The 20,548-nt window shown below is 74.3% G+C and carries 17 protein-coding genes and 1 pseudogene; 10 read left to right on the top strand and 8 right to left on the bottom strand.

The features are described from left to right. A pseudogene (locus MCAG_RS06935) lies at window positions 1-1,258 on the bottom strand (bifunctional adenosylcobinamide kinase/adenosylcobinamide-phosphate guanylyltransferase); the annotation flags it as partial. A 228-nt stretch (window positions 1,259-1,486) separates the two neighbouring features. Between MCAG_RS06935 and MCAG_RS06930 the strand changes: the two are divergent. After that, window positions 1,487-1,687, top strand: coding sequence for a hypothetical protein (locus MCAG_RS06930; protein WP_036372644.1), 201 nt, complete (start codon window positions 1,487-1,489; stop codon window positions 1,685-1,687). A gap of 2 nt (window positions 1,688-1,689) precedes the next feature. Continuing rightward, on the top strand, window positions 1,690-2,487 hold the full coding sequence (locus tag MCAG_RS06925) for a site-2 protease family protein (protein ID WP_007072255.1): 798 nt from the start codon (window positions 1,690-1,692) through the stop codon (window positions 2,485-2,487). Window positions 2,488-2,638: 151 nt separating this feature from the next. Here MCAG_RS06925 and MCAG_RS06920 read toward each other — a convergent pair whose 3' ends face one another. Both MCAG_RS06920 and MCAG_RS06915 read right to left on the bottom strand, forming a co-directional pair. Further along, entirely contained in the window at window positions 2,639-3,637 is a 999-nt protein-coding gene (locus MCAG_RS06920; protein WP_007072254.1) for an aldo/keto reductase family protein, read from the bottom strand. Window positions 3,638-3,698: 61 nt separating this feature from the next. Then, on the bottom strand, window positions 3,699-5,078 hold the full coding sequence (locus MCAG_RS06915; RefSeq protein WP_232290104.1) for a WG repeat-containing protein: 1,380 nt from the start codon (window positions 5,076-5,078) through the stop codon (window positions 3,699-3,701). A gap of 3,296 nt (window positions 5,079-8,374) precedes the next feature. On the opposite strand from MCAG_RS06915, the gene MCAG_RS06900 reads away from it, so the two are divergent. The 3 genes from MCAG_RS06900 to MCAG_RS06890 are packed head-to-tail and all read left to right on the top strand — an operon-like array spanning window position 8,375 to window position 10,996. Next, on the top strand, window positions 8,375-9,148 hold the full coding sequence (locus MCAG_RS06900) for an ABC-2 family transporter protein (protein WP_232290103.1): 774 nt from the start codon (window positions 8,375-8,377) through the stop codon (window positions 9,146-9,148). Continuing rightward, the gene (locus MCAG_RS06895; protein WP_007072250.1) at window positions 9,141-9,998 is read left to right on the top strand and encodes an ABC transporter permease; all 858 of its coding nucleotides are present in this window, start codon (window positions 9,141-9,143) and stop codon (window positions 9,996-9,998) included. Before MCAG_RS06900 ends, MCAG_RS06895 begins: the two co-directional genes overlap by 8 nt. Further along, window positions 9,995-10,996 carry an ATP-binding cassette domain-containing protein gene (locus MCAG_RS06890; RefSeq protein WP_007072249.1) on the top strand — a complete coding sequence of 334 codons (1,002 nt, stop codon included), beginning with the start codon at window positions 9,995-9,997 and terminating at the stop codon, window positions 10,994-10,996. The genes MCAG_RS06895 and MCAG_RS06890 overlap by 4 nt, the downstream gene beginning before the upstream one ends. 13 nt (window positions 10,997-11,009) lie before the next feature. Here MCAG_RS06890 and MCAG_RS06885 read toward each other — a convergent pair whose 3' ends face one another. The 3 genes from MCAG_RS06885 to nadA form a co-directional block, all read right to left on the bottom strand. Next, complete coding sequence (locus tag MCAG_RS06885) at window positions 11,010-11,606, bottom strand: DUF3043 domain-containing protein (RefSeq protein ID WP_007072248.1); 597 nt, start codon at window positions 11,604-11,606, stop codon at window positions 11,010-11,012. Between the two features lie 88 nt (window positions 11,607-11,694). After that, a complete protein-coding gene (gene murA / locus MCAG_RS06880) occupies window positions 11,695-13,050 on the bottom strand; it encodes a UDP-N-acetylglucosamine 1-carboxyvinyltransferase (protein ID WP_007072247.1) in 1,356 nt (451 codons plus the stop codon). 213 nt (window positions 13,051-13,263) lie between these two features. Continuing rightward, the gene (nadA, locus tag MCAG_RS06875) at window positions 13,264-14,463 is read right to left on the bottom strand and encodes a quinolinate synthase NadA (protein WP_007072246.1); all 1,200 of its coding nucleotides are present in this window, start codon (window positions 14,461-14,463) and stop codon (window positions 13,264-13,266) included. A gap of 72 nt (window positions 14,464-14,535) precedes the next feature. Between nadA and MCAG_RS06870 the strand changes: the two genes are divergently transcribed. The 3 genes from MCAG_RS06870 (at window position 14,536) to MCAG_RS06860 (ending at window position 17,490) form a co-directional block, all read left to right on the top strand. Continuing rightward, window positions 14,536-15,696, top strand: coding sequence for a glycerate kinase (locus MCAG_RS06870; RefSeq protein WP_198141512.1), 1,161 nt, complete (start codon window positions 14,536-14,538; stop codon window positions 15,694-15,696). A gap of 169 nt (window positions 15,697-15,865) precedes the next feature. Further along, window positions 15,866-16,234 carry an iron-sulfur cluster insertion protein ErpA gene (gene erpA / locus MCAG_RS06865; RefSeq protein ID WP_007072244.1) on the top strand — a complete coding sequence of 123 codons (369 nt, stop codon included), beginning with the start codon at window positions 15,866-15,868 and terminating at the stop codon, window positions 16,232-16,234. A gap of 278 nt (window positions 16,235-16,512) precedes the next feature. Continuing rightward, window positions 16,513-17,490, top strand: coding sequence for a carbohydrate kinase family protein (locus MCAG_RS06860; protein WP_007072243.1), 978 nt, complete (start codon window positions 16,513-16,515; stop codon window positions 17,488-17,490). Between the two features lie 40 nt (window positions 17,491-17,530). On the opposite strand, the gene MCAG_RS06855 is transcribed toward MCAG_RS06860, so the two are convergent. Together MCAG_RS06855 and MCAG_RS06850 are read right to left on the bottom strand one after the other, a co-directional pair. After that, the gene (locus MCAG_RS06855; RefSeq protein ID WP_036372633.1) at window positions 17,531-17,776 is read right to left on the bottom strand and encodes a sulfurtransferase TusA family protein; all 246 of its coding nucleotides are present in this window, start codon (window positions 17,774-17,776) and stop codon (window positions 17,531-17,533) included. Beyond that, window positions 17,773-18,924 carry a cysteine desulfurase family protein gene (locus tag MCAG_RS06850; protein ID WP_007072242.1) on the bottom strand — a complete coding sequence of 384 codons (1,152 nt, stop codon included), beginning with the start codon at window positions 18,922-18,924 and terminating at the stop codon, window positions 17,773-17,775. Before MCAG_RS06850 ends, MCAG_RS06855 begins: the two co-directional genes overlap by 4 nt. 169 nt (window positions 18,925-19,093) lie before the next feature. On the opposite strand from MCAG_RS06850, the gene coxB reads away from it, so the two are divergent. Together coxB and MCAG_RS06840 are read left to right on the top strand one after the other, a co-directional pair. Then, window positions 19,094-20,065 carry a cytochrome c oxidase subunit II gene (gene coxB / locus MCAG_RS06845; RefSeq protein WP_007072241.1) on the top strand — a complete coding sequence of 324 codons (972 nt, stop codon included), beginning with the start codon at window positions 19,094-19,096 and terminating at the stop codon, window positions 20,063-20,065. A gap of 10 nt (window positions 20,066-20,075) precedes the next feature. After that, the gene (locus tag MCAG_RS06840; RefSeq protein ID WP_007072240.1) at window positions 20,076-20,504 is read left to right on the top strand and encodes a cytochrome c oxidase subunit 4; all 429 of its coding nucleotides are present in this window, start codon (window positions 20,076-20,078) and stop codon (window positions 20,502-20,504) included. Window positions 20,505-20,548 lie beyond the last annotated feature (44 nt).

Raw genomic sequence — 20,548 nt, 5'->3', positions numbered from 1 at the left:
GCCGCGAGCACCGCCGCGGCGGCGGTGTCCGGTGCCCGGCCCGGCATGCCGCCAGCACCAGCAGCCGTACGCCCGCCTCGCCGGCCTCCTCGGCCAACCGCCAGCCGTACCTCAGGGCCTGCTCCACCTGCTCGTGGTCCAGGGCGGGCAGATCCTCGATCGGTTCGGCGGCCGGCGCCTCCACGACCTGTAGGCTCGCGCCGCTCTCGGCGGCCAGCCGGGCCAGCACACCCTGCCCGGCGCGGGCCTGCGCCGCCCGCCGGGCCGACTCCCCGGTCGGCGACCCGACGGCCGCCCCGCCGGCGTGGTCGCCGTGCAGCAGCAGCACCCGTACGTTGTCCCACGGCACCGGGGTAGGGGTGCCCTGGGTGGCGGCGGCGAAGCCGACGACCCGTTCCAGCACGCCCAACCCGGCGCCGGGCACGTCCAGGGTGGCGAGCCGCTCCACGGCCTGCGGCCCGGTGTACTCGTCGGGCATCGGCAGCTCCATGCCCGGCTGGATGACCAGGCCGGTGGCGACCACCGGCAGCACCATGGTCGGCGCGGCCCACGGGGCGCCCGCCGGCTCCGGCGAGGCAGTCGGGGTCGACACGTCGGGCAGCGCGGCGGCCCGGTCACCACCGGCCACGGGCACGGCCCCGTCCGCCACCGGCACGGCCGCGACCGCCTCCGGGCCCGGGAGCGTCCCGGGGCCGGCGGTCGGCTGGGCGGCGGCGGTCTTGAGCCAGCACGCCTGGCCGGCGACCACCAGGACCACCGCGTCGCACGCGTCGGCGACCGCCCGGTTGGCCGCGCCGAGGGCGTCGGTGAACGCCCGGCCGAGCGGGGTGGTCGGCACCAGCGACAGCCCCACCTCGGGGCTGACCAGCACCACCCGGGCCGGGCTGTCCCGCACCGCCTCGGCCAGCTCGGCGATTGTCGCCGTGTCGTCCGCCGGCTGGTGGGCCGGGTCGAGCAGCACGGTCACCCAGCCGCCGAGGTCGTCGACGAGCAGCGTCTCGTTCGGCCTGGCCGAGGCGACGACGTCGGCCAGCCGGCGCGGATCGTCGGCGGTCTCCTCGGTGGTCCAGCCGCCCGGCCGCCGGCTGCGGTGCGCCCGCAGGCGGGCCGCCCACTCGGCGTCCTCCGGGTCGCCGGCCGCCGAGGTCGCCACATACCGGACCGTGGGCGCGTCGGCGACCAGGGACTCCGCGAACTCGGACTTGCCGGAGCGGATCCCGCCGAGCACCAGGACCGTGTTCCACCCGTCAACGGACATGCCCCGTACCTTAAGGCCGCTGGAGACCGCGCCGCCGGTCGGCCCGCGCCGGTGGCCGGAGGCTCGTCTCCCCGTCGCGTCGGTGCCGGCGTCACCGGTACGGGGTGGCATGCCCCGGCCGGGCCGGCGGTGGTCCCGGGGCGGAGCGGCGGGCCGTCGGGCACAGGGCCGACTACGCTTGCGGGGGTTCGTCCCCAGGGGGACTTCAGCGGCGAGGGGAGACGCGGCATGGCGTGGAGCTGGCGGTACGAGGGCGCGAACGGTGCGGCGGCCGAGGGGCCGGCGGAGACGTTCGGAAGCCAGGCGGACGCCGAGTCATGGATCGGCCAGACCTGGCGGGAGCTCGCGGCATCCGGCGTCACGACGGTCGTGCTCGTCGAGGACGACCGGGTGGAGTACCGGATGAGCCTCCAGTCCCCGGCCGAGTGATGATGCCGGGCCGCCCGGGCGGCGGCGAGCCGCTGGTGCTCGGGGTGCCCCGGGCGGCCTTCCGGCCCAGCCCGGTGTTTCTGGCGCTGGTCGCGCTCTTCGCGACCAGCGGCGTCCTGGCCTGGAACCGGTTCGGCAACGTCCGGTTCGACGTGTTCCTCTTCGTCGTCTCGGGCTGGCTGGTCTCGCTCTGCCTGCACGAGTACGCCCACGCGGTGGTCGCGTACCGGGCCGGGGACACCGACATCGCCCACCGTGGCTACCTGACGCTCAACCCGTTGAAGTACACCCACCCGCTGCTGTCCATAGTGCTGCCCGTGGTGGTGGTGCTGCTCGGCGGCATCGGCCTGCCCGGCGGCGCGGTGTGGGTCGACCGGCACGCCATTCCGGGGCGGCTGCGGCACACCCTGGTCAGCCTCGCCGGCCCGGCCACCAACGTCCTGTTCACCCTGGCGCTGGTGGCGGTGCTGCGGGTCGGGTTCGGCGGCGGTGGGTCGGTGGAGTTCTGGGCGGGCGTGGCGCTGCTGGCTTTCCTCCAGCTCACCGCCAGCGTGCTGAATCTGCTGCCGGTGCCCGGCCTGGACGGCGGCAACATGATCCAACCGTGGCTGAACCCGCAGTGGCGGCGGATGTACGACCTGTTCGCCCCGTTCGGGTTCATCCTGCTCTTCGCGTTGCTGTGGAACCCACGCATCGGTGGCTGGTTCTTCGACGCCGTCTTCGCCGTGGCGAACCTGCTCGGCCTGCCCCCGTGGCTCTACGCCGCCGGGCTCGACCTGATCCGCTTCTGGCAGGGCTGACCAACCGGCCGGTCCCGCCCCGGTGGGGCCGGCGCGCGGCTGACCCGCTTCCGGCGCTGGTCGGCGGGCCCCGATTCGGTCGGCGCGCGGCTGATCCGCTTCCGGTGGGCCCGGTTCGGCCGGCGCGACGCGCCGGCCGAACCGGGACGGGTCACGGCCGCTGGGCCGGGGACTGCGTCTTCGCCGGGTCCCGCTCGGTGATCGGGTCGACGATGTCGTCGATCGCCTTGAGCAGGTCGGCGTCGAGCTTCACCCCGGCGGCCTTGACGTTGTCGTGCACCTGGTCGGGGCGGGACGCGCCGATGATCGCCGAGGAGACGTTCGGGTTCTGCAACACCCAGGCGATCGCGAGCTGCGGCATGCTCAGCCCGGCCTGCTCGGCCAGCGGCTTGAGCTGCTGCACCCGGGTCAGCACCTCGTCGGTGAGGAACCGGGCGATGAAGTTCGCCCCGGACTTCTCGTCGGTGGCCCGGGAGCCGGCCGGCGGCGGCTGCCCCGGCAGGTACTTGCCCGACAGCACGCCCTGCGCCATCGGCGACCAGACGATCTGCCCCAGGCCCAGTTCCTCACTGGTCGGGACCACCTCTGTTTCGATGACCCGCCACAGCATCGAGTACTGCGGCTGGTTGGACACCAGCGGGATGCGAAGTTCCCGGGCGAGCTGGTGAGCCGCCCTGATCTCCGCCGCCGTCCACTCGGAGACGCCGATGTAGTGCGCCTTGCCGGAGTGCACGACGTCGGCGAACGCCTCCATCGTCTCCTCCAGCGGCGTGCTGTGGTCGTACCGGTGGGCCTGGTAGAGGTCCACGTAGTCGGTCTGCAACCGGCGCAGCGAGCCGTTGATCGACTCCATGATGTGCTTGCGGGACAGGCCCCGGTCGTTGCGACCCGGGCCGGTCGGCCAGTAGACCTTTGTGAAGATCTCCAGCCCCTCGCGGCGCTCGCCCTTCAGCGCCCGGCCGAGCACCTCCTCGGCCTTCGTGCCGGCGTACACGTCGGCGGTGTCGAAGGTGGTGATGCCCGTCTCCAGCGCGGCCCGGACGCAGGCGACCGCCGCGTCCTCCTCGACCTGCGACCCGTGGGTGATCCAGTTGCCGTACGAGATCTCGCTGACCAGCAGGCCCGAGCGGCCTAGGTGTCGGAATTCCATGGTCCGACCCTAGCCCGGCCCGATTATGGTCGCCCGTCGGCGGGTTCCGGGGCCGGTCAGGTCAAAGCAGCGGGCTGGTGTCGGCGAGCAGGTGGTCGATCTGGTCGACCACCCGGTCCCGGCTCGGGTGCACGGGGTCGATCAGCGGTACGCCCCGCCGGTCCAGGGCCCCCCAGCGGCCGAAGCCGTCGCCGACCAGGTACGCCACCGGGTGCACGACCAGCGCCGGATACGTCGGGGCCACCACCATCTGGCCGGTGCGGTCCACCACCCCGCGCCGGCCGTTCAGCTCGACCACGGCCAGCCCCTCGTCGGTGAAGCCGTCCACGTAACGACCGTCGGCCAGGGCCGTGGTGAAACCGTGGTACCGGGTCGGCACCACCACCGTCCCGGTGCGGTCGACCGCACCCCAGCCGCCGGCGACGCGTACCGCCGCCACCCCGGCACGGAACGGCCGGACGTCGTCGAAGCCGGGCGGGATCACCACGATGTTGGACGTGTCGATCGCCATCCAGTTGCCGGTGCCGTCCATCGACACCCAGGCCAGGCCCTCGGAGAACGAGCCGGCCGACCGGTAGCCGTTGTTGGCCTGGATCAGGGTGCGCCCCGAGTCGTCGATCAGCGCCCACCGGGTGCCCTCCGGCCGGCGTACCCAGGCCATTCCCTCCCGGAACGGTTGCACCTCGGCGTAGTCGGTGCCGATCACCAGGTTGCCGCTGGCGTCGGCGTAGCCCCACCGGTCCAGATCCTCGTCGTACGTGGGCACCGGTGGCCGGGGAGTGCGCAGGATCTCCTCGCGCCCACGCGGGTAGGGGCCGAAGCCGTCCCGTCTGGCCCGCGCGGCGACCGCGTCGAGCGCGACCCGGGTCCGGGCGAGCAGCTCCGGGTCGGCGGCCCGGCGCAGGTCAAGAGCCAGCTCGAAGTGGTGGCACGCCTCGATCAGCCGGCCCTGGTCGTAGCAGCAGCGGCCGGCGTGCTCGTGCAGGGCCGCGCGCAGCCGGTCGGGCAGCTCCGGCGAGTTCGCCTCCGCGAAGAGCCGGTCGGCTTCGGTGAACTCGCCCCGCCAGCGCAGCACGTGGGCCAGCCGCGCCCGCGCCAGCGCGGTCCGCCGCAACTCGCCCGTGGCCTCGGCGTACGTCAGCGCGAGCCGGGCGTCGTCGACCGCGTCCGCCAGGTCGCCGAGCAGGCGTGACACCACCGCCCGCAGGCTGAGCAGCCGGGCCCGGGACCGGTTGTCCAGGGCGACGTCGAGTTTGGCGTTCAGCCCCTCCCGCACGGTGCGCAGCAGCTCCGGGTCGTCGGTCTCCTCGCGCAGGCTCTCCGGGTGCAGACGCCACCGCAGGGCCGCGAGCGTCTGCTCCGGGTCGGCCGGAACGGCCCGCCGTTTTTGGCCGGGCGGCGGCTCCGTCCCGGCGTCGGGCTGTGCGGGTACGCCGGACACGGGCTGTGCGGGTACGCCGGACACGGGCTGTGCGGGGATGCCCGACACGGGCTGTGCGGGGATGCCGGAGACCGGTGCGGCCGGCACTCCCGAGACGGGGTGTGCCGGGATTCCCGAGACCGGGCGGGCGGGTGGCGCGGAGACGGGACGCGACTGCTCCGGCACCGGGTGAGCGACGAGGGACGCGGACCCGGCCGGAGGTGCCGACACCGGTGGGGCCGGCGCGGCGCTCACCGGACGGGGATCCGCGACCCGGGCGACCGATCCGTCGGCGGGCGGCGCGGGGAGGGGGCGTCGCCGGTTCAGGGGCGTCCGCAGCCGCAGCCGGAGTCTGGATTGGGGCCGGGGCCGAGGGCGCAGCCTGGGCCGGATCGGGCGCGGGGACAGGGCCCGCAACGGTGGCGGGATTCGACGTCTCGGTGGCCGGGGGTGCCGTCCGGAACGGCCGGAACCACGAGTCCGCGTGGCCCGGCGGTGGCGCGGGCGACCCGCCCGCCGGATCGGCCGAGGGCGGCTGGTCAACTCGCCGAGGCTGACCGAGTTCGTCGGGGGCGTCGTGCGGTGCGGCGCCCTCCCGGGCATCCCCGGCCCCGGCCCCCGTGCCGGCGGGCGGCACGACCACGATGGCCACCGGGCCGGTGGCCTCGATCGGGCCGGGGGCGACGGTCGGCTGCTCGGTGGTGAATTCCGAGCCGATGGCGTCAATTGGACCGGTGGTGACAGTCGGGCCGGCGATGACGTCCGGGCCGGTGGCGTCGAGCGGGCGGGGGCCGGCGGTGTCTACCGGGTCCGGGCCGGCAGTGCGGACCGCCTCCGGGCTGGCCCCGGTGATCGGCTCCGGCCGGGCGTGGCCGGCCGGGCCTGGCGGTGGGGTGCCCCGGGGCGCGTCGGTCACCCGGGTGCCCGGCGGCTCGGTTGCCGGCGGGGTGGCGAGTGGCCCGGGTGCCGGGGTGACCGGAGCGGCGGCGGCTGCGGCCGGCGCGTCCGGGCGGGCGGCGTCGCCCCCGGTGAGAAGTGGTTCGTCGGGTGCGGGCCGGGATCCGACCGGCCCGGGGGCCGGCAGGAACTCCAGCCTCAGCCGGGCGGCGGGCGGCGCGGATACGGGCTCGGTGGGCGGCGCGGAGACCGGTGCCACCGGCGCGACGGCCGGTGGCGGGGGTGTCCCGGGCGGCGTGGAGATCGGCCTGTTCACCGGAGGCGCGGAGACCGGCGGAACCGGCGGGCCCGAGATCGGCCGGACGGGTGGGCCGGAAACCGGCACCCCGCTGACGGGCACCCCGGGGGTGGTGGGCCGCCCGACCCGTGGCGCGTCGGCGGCGGGCTCCACCGGTCGTTGCGGCTCTCTCGGTGGGCGGGTCGGTGCGACGGATGGGCGTGCCGGTTCGACCGGCGGGCGATGCGGCTCGACCGGCGGACGCGCCGATCCGGTCACGGGGCGTGGTGGCTCCACCGGAGGGCGCACTGGCTCCACGGGCGCGCGGTACGGCTCGACCGGCCGGTGCGGCGGTGGGACGAACCGGGGCCCGGCGGCGGCGATGTCCTCCGTGGGCGGCGGCCCGGCCCGGTCGACCGGCGGGCGGAGTCCGAACCGTTCGCCGACGCTCCACTCGTCGCCGCGACCGTCGGCCGGCCGCTCCGGGCGGCGCGGGTCGGACCGCGCGGCGTCCGTGTGCCGAGGCTCCGGCCGGATCCGGCCGTCCGGGCGCGGCACGCTGCCGTCGACGACTGCCGGTCGTCCGCCGACGCGGGGCGGCTCGCCGGGGCGGCCGGTGTTCCGGCCCACGTCCGGGCGGAGCGGGCCGGGCTGCGGCCAGGGCAGGGCACCGTCGTGCGACGGCGCCGGCCGGACGGTGGGCTCACGGTGTTCCTCGGCGCGCGCGGCGGCCACGTCCCGCCCGTCTCGGTGCGGCTGCCCCTCCCGGTGCCGTGGTGCGCCCCGGTCGCCGGGATGGCGCGGCGCGTCGCCGGCAGGGCGTAGGGGCGCGTCGGCGTCGGGCCGGTCGTGCTGGCGGGCCAGCCGGTCCGCGGGGTGACCGGAGCCGGTGCCCGGAGGCGTCGACCAACCGTCCCGGCCCGGGTCGGGACGGCCGTCGCGATCCAGCGTGGGGCGGCGGCGCTCCGGCCAGCCGGGGCCGGACAGCGCCGGCCGGTCGCCGTTCGGCCGGCTCGGGTACTCGTCGGGCTCGGGCAGCCAGCCGGCCTCGTCCCGGGCTGCGGGGGAGACCGGGATCGTCTCGGCGGGATCCGGCCGCCGGCCGGCTTCGGCGGGGCGACGCTGCTCGTACCGGTCGCCGTGCCTTCCGGCGACCGGGTCGCGCTCCGGCGTCCAGCCGGGGGCGCGCCGGTCGTGCCGGTCGGGCTGCTCGTAAGTGGGGTGCCGGGGCGGGTACGGCTCGGCCGGCCCGCGCTCGTCCCAGCCATGTCGCGCCGGGCCCCGCTCGTCCGGTACGGGGCGGCGGTACGGAGCGTGCTCGTCGGGCGCGGACCGGCGGGGAGAGGGCTCGTCGGGCGCGGACCGGCGGTACGGGGCGTGGTCGTCGGCGGTGGGGCGAGGGCGGTACCGGTCGGGCTCGTCGGGCATGACCCGGCGGTAGGGGTCATGCCCGTTCCGGGGCACACGGCGCTCGTCCGCGGCCGGGCGGCGGTACGGATCGTGGTCGGCGACCGGTCGGCGGTAGGCGTCTCGGTCGCCGTGCCATCGGTGCGGGTCCTGCTCGGCGGGGCGGCGGTACGGGTCGTGGTCGGCGGCCGGGCTGCGGTACCCGTCGTCCCAGCTTCGCAGGTCGCGGTCGTCCGGGGCGCGGTCGTGCCACGGGTACGTCCCGTCGCGCCCACCCGGTGCCGGGCTCACCGGTCCGGCGTCCGGGGCGGGGCTGACCGGCTGCACCTCGGCCCGGCCGACGGCGGCCCGCCCCCGGGGCGGGGGCGGCGGTTGCCGCAGGCCGATGTCACCGGGATAGCGCTGCCCGGGGAACTGCGGCTGCCACTCGGTGGTCGGTTCGAACACCCAGGACGGTTCGGCTGGGTCGCGCCAGCGGTCGATGAAGTCGCCGCTCATCTACAGGTCCCGTCGCCGCCCGCGCGGCGAGCCCGGGTGCCCGGCTCGCGTCGCTCGCTCACGGCGATGTCACCTCTTGGAAATTGTCGCGCTGGGCACTCCACCTGCCGGTAAAGTCGCCCGGTCCGGCGCGGGGTGGCTGCGGAAGGAGGGTAACGGCGTGGGCTCTGTCAACGCCACTGTGGCGCCGCCCACCGAGTCAAACGTTATCCTATCGTTTCGGACATTCGGTGCGATAGTGCAATCGGGATTCCGGCGCTACGCGACCTACCGGCAGGCCGCGCTGGCCGGTGCCGTCACCAACATCGTCTTCGGCTTCCTGCGCTGCTACGTCCTGCTCGACGCGGCGGGCGCGGCCGGCGTCGCGGCCGGGTACGACCGGGCGCAGATCGCCACGTTCGTCTGGGCGGGGCAGGGCATGCTGGCGGTGATCCTGCTCTGGGGCTGGACCGACCTCGCCGACCGGATCCGCACCGGCGACGTGGCCAGCGACCTGCTGCGGCCGGTCCACCCGGTGACCAGCTACCTCGCCACCGACCTGGGGCGGGCGGGCTGGGCGTGCGTGTCCCGGCTGCTGCCGTCGGTGCTGGTCGGCCCGATCTTCTTCGACGTGCACCTGCCGGCCCGCTGGTCGACCGTGCCGCTGTTCGTGGTTTCCGCCACGGTGGCGGTGGTGCTCTGCTTCGGCTGCCGGTTCCTGGTCAACGCCACCGCGTACTGGCTCCAGGATGTCCGGGGCCCGCAGCTCCTGTGGACCCTCGGCTCGGGGGTGCTCGCCGGGCTCTACTTCCCGCTGCCCTTCCTGCCCGACGGGCTGTTCATGGCGCTACAACTGGCCACCCCGTTCCCGAGCCTCCTACAGATTCCGCTCGACGTGCTGGTCGAGCGGGATCCGCCGGGCGTGCAGGCGGGGCTGGTCGGGGTGCAGGTCGGCTGGGCGGTGGCGATCCTCGCGCTGTGCCGGCTGGTGCAGCGCCGCGCCGAGCGCCGGCTGGTGGTGCAGGGTGGCTGAACCGGTGGCGCTGCCCCGGCAGCGGCGCTCGCGGCGGCCCCGGCCCGTGTCCGGGCGGCTGCGGGCGTACGGGGCGCTGCTCGGGGCGCAGGCCCGGTCGCAGGCCGCGTACCGGGCGTCGTTCGTGGTGGACCTGGTCGGCAACGTCGGTGCCACCCTCTTCGACGTGGTGACCGTGCTGGTGATCTTCGGGGTGACCCGGGAGCTGGGCGGGTTCACGCTGCGCGAGACGCTGGTCATGGTGGGCCTGTCGGCCTGCGCGTTCGCCACCGCCGACCTGCTGGTCGGCAACGTCGAGCGGCTGCCCGCGTACGTGCGCACCGGGCTGTTCGACGCGGTGCTGCTGCGCCCGCTCGGCGCGTTGCCCCAGCTACTGCTGATGGACCTGCCGCTACGCAAGGCGTCCCGGGCGGTGTTCGGCCTGGCCGTGTTGCTGGTGGCGCTCGGCCGGGCCGGGATCGACTGGACCCCGGGCCGGGTGGCGCTGGCGCTGCTCGCCCCGCTGGCCGGGGTGCTCTTCTTCGGGTCGATCTTCGTGGCCACCGCCACCGTGTCGTTCTATTGGACCGAGTCGGGGGAGCTGGCGAACTCGGTCACCTACGGCGGGCGCGACTTCACGTCGTACCCCGTCACGGCCTTCGGCGGCTGGTTCCGGGCGGTCTTCGCGTACGGGATGGGGTTCGCCTTCGTCAGTTACCAGCCGGCGCTGGCGCTGCTCGGCCGGGCGGACCCGCTCGGCCTGCCGGCCTGGGTCGGTTGGGTCTCGCCGGCGGTTGCGCTGGTCGCCGCCGCCCTCGCCGCCACCGCCTGGCGCGTCGGGGTCCGCTACTACCGGAGTACGGGGTCATGAGCGTCATCGAGGTGCGCGAGCTGCGCAAGGAGTTCACCGTCCGGGTGAAGGTCGGCCGGCTGCGCCGCGAGAAGCGTACCGTCGACGCGGTCGCCGGGGTCGACCTGCGCGTCGAGCGCGGCGAGATGCTCGGGTACATCGGCCCGAACGGCGCCGGCAAGTCCACCACCCTGAAGATGCTCACCGGCGTGCTCACCCCCACCTCCGGCGAGGTACGCGTCTGCGGGCTGCGCCCGGTGCCCGAGCGCACCCGGCTGGCCCTGCGCGTCGGCGTGGTCTTCGGCCAGCGGTCCCAACTGTGGTGGGACCTGCCGCTGCGGGAGTCGTTCGACCTGCTGCGGCACGTCTACCGGGTGCCGGCCGCCGAGCACGCCGCCCGGCTGCGCCGCTGCCGCGACCTGCTCGACCTGGACGCCTTCGTGGACACCCCGGTCCGGCAGCTCTCCCTCGGCCAGCGGATGCGCGGCGAGCTGACCGCCGCCCTGCTGCACGGCCCGGAGGTGATCTTCCTCGACGAGCCGACCATCGGGCTGGACGTGGTGAGCAGGCAGGCCGTGCGGGGCTTCCTGGGCGAGCTGGGCCGCTCCGGCGACACCACCCTGGTGCTCACCACTCACGACCTGGCCGACATCGAGCGGCTGTGCCGGCGGCTCGTGGTGATCGACCACGGCCGGGTGGTGCACGACGGCTCGATCGCCGCGCTGCACGACCGGTACGGCTCCCGCCGTCTCGTCGTCGCCGACCTGGACACCGCCCTGCCGGAGCCGCCGGAGCTGCCCGGCGCCCCGCTGCTGCGGGTGGAGGCCGACGGGCACCGGCTGGTCTTCGCACTGGAGTCGGCGGGCGTCGCCGAGGTGGTGGCCGCCCTGGCCGGGCTGGCCGCCCTGCGTGACGTCTCGGTCGTCGAGCCGGACATCGAGGACGTCGTCGCCCGCCTGTACGCGGGTAAGGAGGGGCCCCTTGTTAACGCTTCCGGTATAGCAGGGGCCCCTTCTTAACAGGGGGCAGCGGTCAGATCGGGTCGCCGATTTTGACGCGGGGCTCCGGGGCGCGCATCCGGCGGAAGGTGATCGACCGCATGATCGCGTACAGGTAGAGGGAGCCGAGCCGCTGGTCGGACTTCGGGAAGCGCTCCCGGACCAGCTTGGAGATCTTCCGACTGATCAGCACCGAGTCGATCACCACGCCGAGGGCGAGCGCGCCCCACAGGATGTTCGAGATCAGCCGGACGATCGGCGGCATCGCCTGGTTGGAGCCGAGCAGCACGATCAGCGCCCCGCCGAAGAACCAGGTGCCCACCGTACGCCGGGAGTCGACCACGTTGCGGGCCAGGAGTCGCTCCGGGCCACGGTCGCGCGGGCCGCCCTCGCGGCGGAACTCGGCCGAGGACTCGGCGCGCAACTGCCGCCGCCGCTCCCGCGCCTCCTCCTTGCTCAGCGGCTTGGCCGGGCCGGCCGGTCGGCGCCCGGCCACGGGCCGCTTCGGCGTCTCGCGGCCCTTGGCCGGGGTGTAGCCCCGGCGGGCGCGCGCGGATTCCTCGTCGGTCGTCACCGTGGTGACGGACTCGTCGACGAGGTCGGTGGACTTGCGGCGAAACAGCGACGGCACGTGGAAAGGGTAGCCACACGCCCGCGCCCGGTGCACATCGCGGTGCACCGGGCGCGGGCGGAAGTGGGCTAGGTTACGCCGGGTGGCGTTACGGGCGCTCGGCGTGGGCACCCAGGTCGGCCAGCTTCGCCTCGAAGTCCTCGTAGCCCCGGTTGATCAGGTCGACGCCGTACACCCGGGAGGTGCCCTCGGCGGCGAGCGCGGCGATCAGGTGGCTGAACCCGGCGCGCAGGTCCGGGATGACCAGGTCGGCCGCGTGCAGCTTGCTCGGGCCGGCGATCACCGCGGAGTGCTTGAAGTTACGGCGCCCGAAGCGGCACGGGGTGCCGCCGAGGCAGTCGCGGTATACCTGGATGTTCGCGCCCATCGTGTTGAGCGCCTCGGTGTAGCCGAGCCGCTGCTCGTACACCGTCTCGTGCACGATCGACAGGCCCCGGGCCTGGGTCAGCGCCACGACGAGGGGCTGCTGCCAGTCGGTCATGAAGCCCGGGTGTACGTCGGTCTCCAGCGCCACGGCGTTCAGCTCGCCGCCCGGGTGCCAGAACCGGATGCCGCCCTCCTGACCCGGGTCGCCCAGCTTCGGCGGCCGGGCGTCGGTGACCTCGTACTCGCCGCCGACGGAGCGGAAGACGTTCAGGAAGGTCATCATGTCGGCCTGCTGCGCGCCGAGCACCTCGACGTGGCCGCGGGTGGCCAGCGCCGCCGCCGCCCAGCTCGCCGCCTCGATCCGGTCCGGGATCGGCCGGTGGGTGTACCCGTGCAGCTTCGGCACGCCCTGGATCTCGATCACCCGGTCGGTGTGCACCTTGATGATCGCGCCCATCTTCTGCAGGATGCAGATCAGGTCGATGATCTCCGGCTCGACGGCGGCGTTGCGCAGCTCGGTGACGCCCTCGGCCATCACGGCGGTGAGCAGCACCTGCTCGGTCGCGCCGACGCTCGGGTACGGCAGGGCGAACTTGGTGCCGTGCAGCCCGTTCGGGGCGGACAGGTGCAGCCCCTCCGGGGTCTTGTCGACGGTGGCGCCGAACTCGCGCAGCGCCTGGAGGTGGAAGTCGATCGGACGCGGCCCGATGTGGCAGCCGCCCAGGTCGGGGATGAACGCGTGGCCGAGCCGGTGCAGCAGCGGCCCGCAGAACAGGATCGGGATGCGGCTGGAGCCGGCGTGCACGTTGATCTGGTCGGTGCTGGCGCTCTCGACGTTGGCCGGGTCGAAGACCAGCTCACCGTCCTCGGTGCCGTCGGTGACCTTGACCCCGTGCAGACCGAGCAGCCCCCGGACGACCTCGACGTCACGGATCTGCGGCACGTCGAACAGCCGGCTGGGGCTGTCGCCCAGCAGGGCGGCGACCATCGCCTTGGAAACCAAATTCTTCGCGCCGCGCACGCGGATCCGCCCTTCCAGCGGAGTGCCTCCGTGTACGACCAGGACGTCGTTGGTCAACGCAACCTCCAGCGCGTCGGTGCTGCCGTGTCGATGGTGATGCGGGCGTTGTGGGGGTTACCCGTGATGCGGCCGGCTGAAAACGGACCCGCGTGTGTCGTCGCCCCGGCAGCATAGCCCTCGGTGACGAAAATGGAGACGGTCACCTTGCCCCGGACGGCATGAATCGGGGCTTCCGGTACTTTACGGTGCCCAACGTTTCACGCAGGGTGGTCAGGCGCTCGCTGGTGGCGGGGTGGCCGCGCCCGGGAGGGCGAGCATCTGGTCCAGCGCCGCGCGGGCGTGCCGCGCGGTGTCCGGGTCCACGGTGATCTGGTTGACCACCCGGCCGGCCACCAGCTCCTCCAGGGCCCAGACCAGGTGCGGCAGGTCGATGCGGTTCATCGTCGAGCAGTAGCAGATGGCCTTGTCCAGGAACATGATCTGCTTGTCCGGGTGGGCCAGCGCCAGCCGGCGGACCAGGTTCAGCTCGGTGCCGACCGCCCAGGCCGAGCCGGCCGGTGCCGCCTCGATGGCCCGGATGATGTACTCCGTCGAGCCCACGAGGTCGGCCGCGGTGACCACCTCGTGCCGGCACTCCGGGTGCACCAGCACGGTGACCCCCGGCACCCGCCGGCGTACGTCCTCGACGCTGTCGAGGGTGAACCGGCCGTGCACCGAGCAGTGCCCGCGCCACAGGATCATCTTCGCGTCGCGCACCTGCTCCGGGGTCAGCCCGCCGTGCGGCTTGTGCGGGTCGTACAGGACGCAGTCGTCCAGCGAGAGGCCCATCTCCAGCACGGCGGTGTTGCGGCCCAAATGCTGGTCCGGCAGGAACAACACCTTCGACCCCTGCCCGAACGCCCAGTCCAGCGCCTGCTTCGCGTTCGACGAGGTGCAGACCACGCCCCCGTTGCGGCCGACGAAACCCTTGATGTCCGCCGAGGAGTTCATGTACGTCACCGGGACCGTCCGCGCCGCGACGCCCAGCTCGGTCAGCACGTCCCAGGCCGTCTCGACCTGGGACAGCGCGGCCATGTCCGCCATCGAGCAGCCCGCCGCCAGGTCGGGCAGGACCACCCGCTGGCGCTCGGAGGTGAGGATGTCGGCGCTCTCCGCCATGAAGTGCACGCCACAGAAGACGATGTACTCCGCGTCCGGCCGGGCCGCCGCCTCGCGGGCCAGCTTGAACGAGTCGCCGGTCACGTCGGCGAACTGGATCACCTCGTCGCGCTGGTAGTGGTGGCCCAGCACGAAGACCTTGTCACCCAGCTTCGCCTTGGCCGCCGCGGCCCGGGCCACCAGGCCCGGGTCGCTGGGCGCCGGCAGGTCGCCCGGACACTCCACGCCACGCTCGGTGGCGGGGTCGCTGCCACGGCCGAGCAGCAGCAGGGCCGTCGCGGTGTTGGAGGGTTCCACCCAGGTCGAAGTCACGCCACTCATGGTTCCACAGCCGAGCGACAAGCGGCCCCGCGCCGGTGTGTGCTGCCACACTGCCCCCCGCCGATGTGGCCTGCGACACTGCTCGGCATGCGCGTGCTGCTCTGCCCCGACAAGTTCGCCGGAACGTTGCCGGCCCAGGAGGTCGCCGCCGCGGTGGCCGAGGGCTGGCGGGAGGTGGCCGAGGGCGACGACCTGCTCATCCGGCCGCTCGCCGACGGCGGCCCCGGCTTCGTGGCCGTGCTCGCCGAGGCACTCGGCGGGCGCCGGGTGCCGGTGCCGACGGTCGACCCGCTCGGCCGCCCGGCCTCCGGTGAGATCCTGCTCACCGACGACGGCACGGCGTACCTGGAGAGCGCCCAGGCGTGCGGCCTGCACCTGCTCGCCGCCGCCGAGCGGGACCCGTTGGCCACCACCTCGTACGGGCTGGGGGCACTGGTCACCGCCGCCGTGGAGAACGGAGCCCGGACGGTGGTGATCGGGCTGGGCGGATCCGGCACCAACGACGGCGGGGCCGGGCTGCTCACCGCGCTGGGCGTCACGCCGCTCGACGAGGCCGGCCGCGCCCTGCCGTACGGCGGGGCGGCGCTGGCCGGGATCGCCGGGCTGGACGGCGCGCCCCGGCTGCGCGGCGCGACCCTGGTCGCCGCCACCGACGTGGACGATCCCCTGCTCGGGCTGCACGGCGCCAGCAACGTCTACGGCCCGCAGAAGGGCGCGACGCGCTCCGACGTGCTGTTGCTCGACGCCGCGCTGGAGCGCTTCGCCGGCGTACTCGAACGGGACCTGCCAGGCTGCCCGCCCGGCCTCGGCGCGCTGCCCGGCGGGGGCGCGGCCGGCGGCCTCGGCGCGGCGATCCTCGCCCTCGGCGGTCGCTGCTGCTCCGGCATCGGCCTGGTCACCGAGGCCATCGGGCTGCCCGCCGCGCTCGACGCGGCCGACCTGGTGATCACCGGGGAGGGCTCCTTCGACCACCAGTCGCTGCGCGGCAAGGTCGTCGCCGGGGTGGCCGGGGCCGCCCGGGACCGGGGCGTGCCCTGCGTGGTGCTGGCGGGGCAGGTGAGCACCGGGCGGCGCGAGGCCGCCTCGGCCGGCGTCACCGACGCGTACAGCCTGGTGGAGCACTTCGGCGGCGAGGAGCACGGCGGGCTCGACGCGGCGCTCAGCCGCCCGGCGGAGGGCCTGCGCCAGCTCGGCGCCCGGCTGGCCCGCCAGTGGAGCCGCTGAGCGCCGTCGGGCCGCCGCGCGGGGCCCGACCTGCGGCCCGGGTCACGTCGGCCGGGTGGTACCGGCCGGGGCGGCGTACCATCGGATCTGCGACCACATCGGGAATCACTGGACGACGGACGACGTTGGCCAGTGCGTCCAGACCCAGACCGCGCAGGGAGATTTCCACGTGACCACGCCAGCGCAGACCGAGTCGACCGAGGCCAAGGCCCCTACTTCCGTCGTCCTCACCGACGTCGCGGCGCAGAAGGTCAAGGCCCTGATCGAGCAGGAGGGCCGCGATGATCTGCGGCTCCGGGTGGCGGTGCAGCCGGGGGGCTGCTCCGGCCTGCGGTACCAGCTCTTCTTCGACGAGCGTTCGCTCGACGGTGACGTCGTCACCGACTACGACGGCGTCGAGGTCGTCGTCGACCGGATGAGCGCCCCCTACCTGACCGGCGCCACGATCGACTTCGCCGACCGGATCGACGCTCAGGGCTTCACGATCGACAACCCGAACGCGGGCAACTCCTGCGCCTGCGGCGACTCGTTCAGCTGAGTCCCGCTCCGGCCGATACGGTGGGGCCGCCCCGAACCGGGGGCGGCCCCACCGTCCGGTTTCGACGGGCGGCCCACCGTTCCGCGCCCGTTTTTACGGACAGTCCTACGGTCCGTCGACCACCACCGGGGAGGTCGACCCGCGTGGACCTGGGCCGGATATCCGGAGGGTCACGCGGAGTCGAACGGACCGTGACTGTTCCCCGGCCGACGGGCGACCACGACCCCGCCCGGACCGGTAGGCTGACCCGCGCCGTGCTCCCGACCGCGAGGGTTGACATGAAGATCGCCGTGACCGGCTCGATCGCGACCGACCACCTGATGAGCTTCCCCGGCCGGTTCGCCGACCAGCTCATCGCCGACCAGCTCGACAAGGTCTCGCTGTCCTTCCTGGTGGACGACCTCGTGCTGCGCCGCGGCGGGGTGGCCGCCAACATCGCCTTCGGCATGGGCCAGCTCGGCCTGCGCCCGATCCTGCTCGGCGCGGTCGGCGCCGACTTCGCCGACTACCGCTCCTGGCTGGAGCGGCACGGCGTCGACTGCGACTCCGTGCACGTCAGCGAGGTGGCGCACACGGCCCGCTTCGTCTGCACCACCGACACCGACATGTGCCAGATCGCCTCCTTCTACGCCGGGGCGATGAGCGAGGCGCGCAACATCGAGCTGGCCCCGGTCGCGCAGCGGCTGGGCGGGCTCGACCTCGTGCTGGTCGGCGCCAACGACCCCGACGCGATGCTGCGGCACTCCGCCGAATGCCGCGAACGGGGGTACGCCTTCGTGGCGGACCCGTCCCAGCAGCTCGCCCGCATGGACGGCGCGGACGTGGTGGGGCTGATCGACGGCGCCGAGTACCTGATGACCAACGAGTACGAGAAGTCACTGCTACAGAGCAAGGCCGGCCTCAGCGACGCGCAGCTACTGGAGCGGGTGAAGGTCCGGGTGACCACGCTGGGCAGCAACGGCGCGGAGATCGCGGGCCGGGACTTCGACACCATCCACGTGCCGATCGCCCGGGAGGCCCAGGCCGTCGACCCGACGGGTGTCGGCGACGGCTTCCGGGCCGGCTTCTTCGCCGCCCTCTCCTGGGGGCTGGGCCTCGAACGCGCCGCCCAGGTCGGCTCCCTGCTGGCCGCGCTGGTGCTGGAGACGGTCGGCACCCAGGAGTACGAGGTGCGCCCCGACGGGTTCGTCAAGCGGCTCGCCGAGTCGTACGGCGACGCCGCCGCCGACGAGGTCCGCCCCCACCTGCTCCCGTGACCGCCCGCCCACGTTCGGCAGCTCGGAGGGCCAAGGCAGCTCAGTGGAGGCGGCGGACTTCGTAGCCGGGGCCCTCGGGGTGGGTGGCGACGAACTCGTGGCCGCGCATCCGGCACCACGCCGGGATGTCCACGGCCGCGGCCGGGTCGTCGGCGAGGACCCGCAGCACCGCGCCGACCGGCAGCTCCGGCAGCTGCCGGGCCAGCTTGATCACCGGCAGGGGGCAGCGCTGCCCCCGGCAGTCCAGCACCTGCGGCGACGCGTCGCCCCGGGCCGGGCCGGTCACAGCCCCACCACCCCCGCCTCGGCGCGCAGGTCGGCGACGATCCCGGGCAGCTCGGCGAGGAACCGCTCCACGTCGTCCTCCGTCGTCTCCCGGTGCAGCGAGACCCGCACGTTGCCGTGCGAGAGCACCCCCATCGCCTCCAGCACGTGCGAGGGGCGCAGCGTCGACGACGTGCACGACGAGCCGGAGGAGACCGCGAAGCCACGCCGGTCCAGCGCGTGCAGCAGCGCCTCTCCGTCGACGTACAGGCAGGAGAAGGTGACCAGGTGGGGCAGCCGGTGCACCGGGTCGCCGACCACCTCGACGTCGGGCACCTCGGCCGCCACCCGGGCCCGGATCCGGTCCACCAACGGCGCCAGCCGGGCCGCCTCGGCCGCCGCCTCGGCTGCCGCCGCGCGCAGGCTCGCCGCCGCCGCCACGACCGCCGGCAGGTTCACCACCCCGGGGGTACGCCCCGACTCACGCTCGTCCGCCGGCCAGGGCGACTCCCAGCGGGTGCCCTTGCGTACCACCAGCAGCCCGACGCCCGGCGGCCCGCCCCACTTGTGCGCGCTGGCGGTCAGCACCGACCAGCCCGCCGGCACCGGGGCCCGGCCCACGAGCTGCGCCGCGTCGACGTACAGCGGCACCCCGGCGGCGGCGCACGCGGCGGCGGCCTCGGCGACCGGCTGCACCGTGCCCACTTCGTGGCTGGCCCCGATCAGGGCTGCGAGGGCCACCCCGGGCGCGCCCACCGCCGCCGACCACGCCGCCGGGTCGAGCCGGCCGAGCCGGTCGACCGGCACCGCGACGGCCGTACCGCCGCCGGCTACGTGCCGCTCGGTGGCGTGCAGGACGGCGGAGTGTTCGATCGCGGAATGCACCAGCGTCCCGCCCGCGCGCCGCCGCCCGGCCAGGCCACCGAGCACGGCCGAGTGCGCGGCGGCCGTACCGCTGGGGGTGAAGGAGAGCTCGTCGGCGCGGACACCGAGCGTGGCGGCGGCGGCCTCCCGGGCGGCGTCGAGGAGCTGACGGGCCCGGCGGGCCTGGCCGTACAGCCGGGCCGGGTCGGCCCAACCGTCGTCGAGGGCGGCCAGCAGCGCCTGCCGGGCGACCGGGTGCGGCGGGGCGGCGCTGGCGGCGTCCAGGTAGACCGGGGATGCGCTCACGGCCCCGACGCTATCGCGCCGGCACGCCGACGATCTCCCCGAAGGGGGTGGACGACCACCCCAAGACGGTCAGGCCGGTCATGGTCGAGTAATCTGCGACCGTCGGTGACGCCTTTGCCGCTGGTACGGGGACAACAACCACCGCGGCGCGCTAGGGAGGCAGGACCAGGTGGTCGCAAGGAGTTCGGAGGTACGGCCCTCGGCCGTACGGAACAGCGCTTCTCCGGGAGCCGGTGGACGCCGGCGGCGTGGTGCTGGTCGGCTCGCCGGGCTCGGCCTCGGCGGCGCGGCGCTGCTGGTCTCGCTCACCGGCTGCGACGTCGGCAAGACGTTCGCCGGCTTCGGCTGGCCGCAGGGCGGGATCACGCCCGAGTCGCACCGGATGTACGACCTGTGGATCGCGTCCTGCATCGCGGCGCTCGCGGTCGGCGTGTTCGTCTGGGGCCTGATCTTCTGGTGCGTGGTGCGCTACCGGAAGCGGGGCAACGAGCTGCCGGTGCAGACCCGCTACAACCTGCCCATGGAATTCCTCTACACGATCGCCCCGATCCTGATCGTGTCGGTGCTGTTCTACTACACCGCGGTCGTGCAGACCGACGTGGTGCGCACGACCAAGAACCCGGACGTCACCGTCGAGGTCGTCGCCTTCAAGTGGAACTGGCAGTTCAACTACCGCGACGGCCAGGGCAAGGACGCCAACACGGTGGCGTCGGTGCTCGGCACCAGCGAGGTCATCCCGATCCTGGTCCTGCCGACCGGCCGGTCCATTCGGTTCGAGGAGACCAGCAAGGACGTCATCCACTCGTTCTGGGTGCCGGAGCTGCTGTTCAAGCGGGACGTCATGCCGGGCAGCATCCGCAACGTCTTCGAGGTCTCCAGCCTCGACGCCGAGGGCGCGTACGTCGGCCGCTGCGCCGAGCTGTGCGGCAGCTACCACGCCTTCATGAACTTCGAGCTGCGCGTGGTCTCCCCGCAGCAGTACGACCAGTTCCTGGCCGCCAAGCGCGACGGCAAGTCGACGCAGGAGGCGCTCACCGCGATCGGCGAGGACCCGTACGCCACGACGACCGAGCCGTTCAAGACGCGGCGCAACACGGCCAACTTCAACCCCGACGACGTCGCGTCCGGCGCGGGAAGCTGAGGGAGCGGGCATGAAGACCGAGTGGCGTATCTTCCTGATCATCGCCGGGTTCCTCTTCGGCGCGACGATCCTCTACGGCGCCTGGACGTACGGCGACTCCGGTGGCCAGGTGGAGTGGGTCGGCACCGTGGGGCTGCTGCTGTCGTTCCTGCTCTGCACGATGTGCGGCGGCTTCTTCTGGTTCGTCTCGCGTCGGATCGACCCGCGGCCGGAGGACAGGCCCGACGGCGAGATCGCCGACGGCGCGGGCGAGATCGGCTTCTTCAGCCCGGGCAGCTACTGGCCGTTCGGGCTGGCGCTGGCCGCCGCGACCGCCGGGCTGGGCCTGGTCTTCTGGCAGTTCTGGCTGCTGGGCCTGGGCCTGGTGGCGGTCGTCTTCGCCGCCTGCGGCCTGCTCTTCGAGTACTACACCGGCACCCGGCGCACCGCCGAGCACTGAGCCGCCCGGCTACGCGAGAAGCCCGCGCCTCCCGTCGAGGGGAC

The sequence above is a fragment of the Micromonospora sp. ATCC 39149 genome, from assembly GCF_000158815.1.
Classification (GTDB): Bacteria; Actinomycetota; Actinomycetes; order Mycobacteriales; family Micromonosporaceae; genus Micromonospora.
The sequence above is the reverse complement of the archived record's forward strand: the minus strand, read 5'-3'. Positions and strand labels throughout refer to the sequence as shown.

Coding starts and splice junctions, on each gene's coding strand:
- MCAG_RS06840 (WP_007072240.1), top strand. CDS start 20,076: ATGAAGACCGAGTGGCGTATCTTCCTGATCATCGCCGGGTTCCTCTTC.
- MCAG_RS06930 (WP_036372644.1), top strand. CDS start 1,487: ATGGCGTGGAGCTGGCGGTACGAGGGCGCGAACGGTGCGGCGGCCGAG.
- MCAG_RS06890 (WP_007072249.1), top strand. CDS start 9,995: ATGAGCGTCATCGAGGTGCGCGAGCTGCGCAAGGAGTTCACCGTCCGG.
- MCAG_RS06920 (WP_007072254.1), bottom strand. CDS start 3,637: ATGGAATTCCGACACCTAGGCCGCTCGGGCCTGCTGGTCAGCGAGATC.
- MCAG_RS06870 (WP_198141512.1), top strand. CDS start 14,536: ATGTGGCCTGCGACACTGCTCGGCATGCGCGTGCTGCTCTGCCCCGAC.
- MCAG_RS06925 (WP_007072255.1), top strand. CDS start 1,690: ATGCCGGGCCGCCCGGGCGGCGGCGAGCCGCTGGTGCTCGGGGTGCCC.
- MCAG_RS06860 (WP_007072243.1), top strand. CDS start 16,513: ATGAAGATCGCCGTGACCGGCTCGATCGCGACCGACCACCTGATGAGC.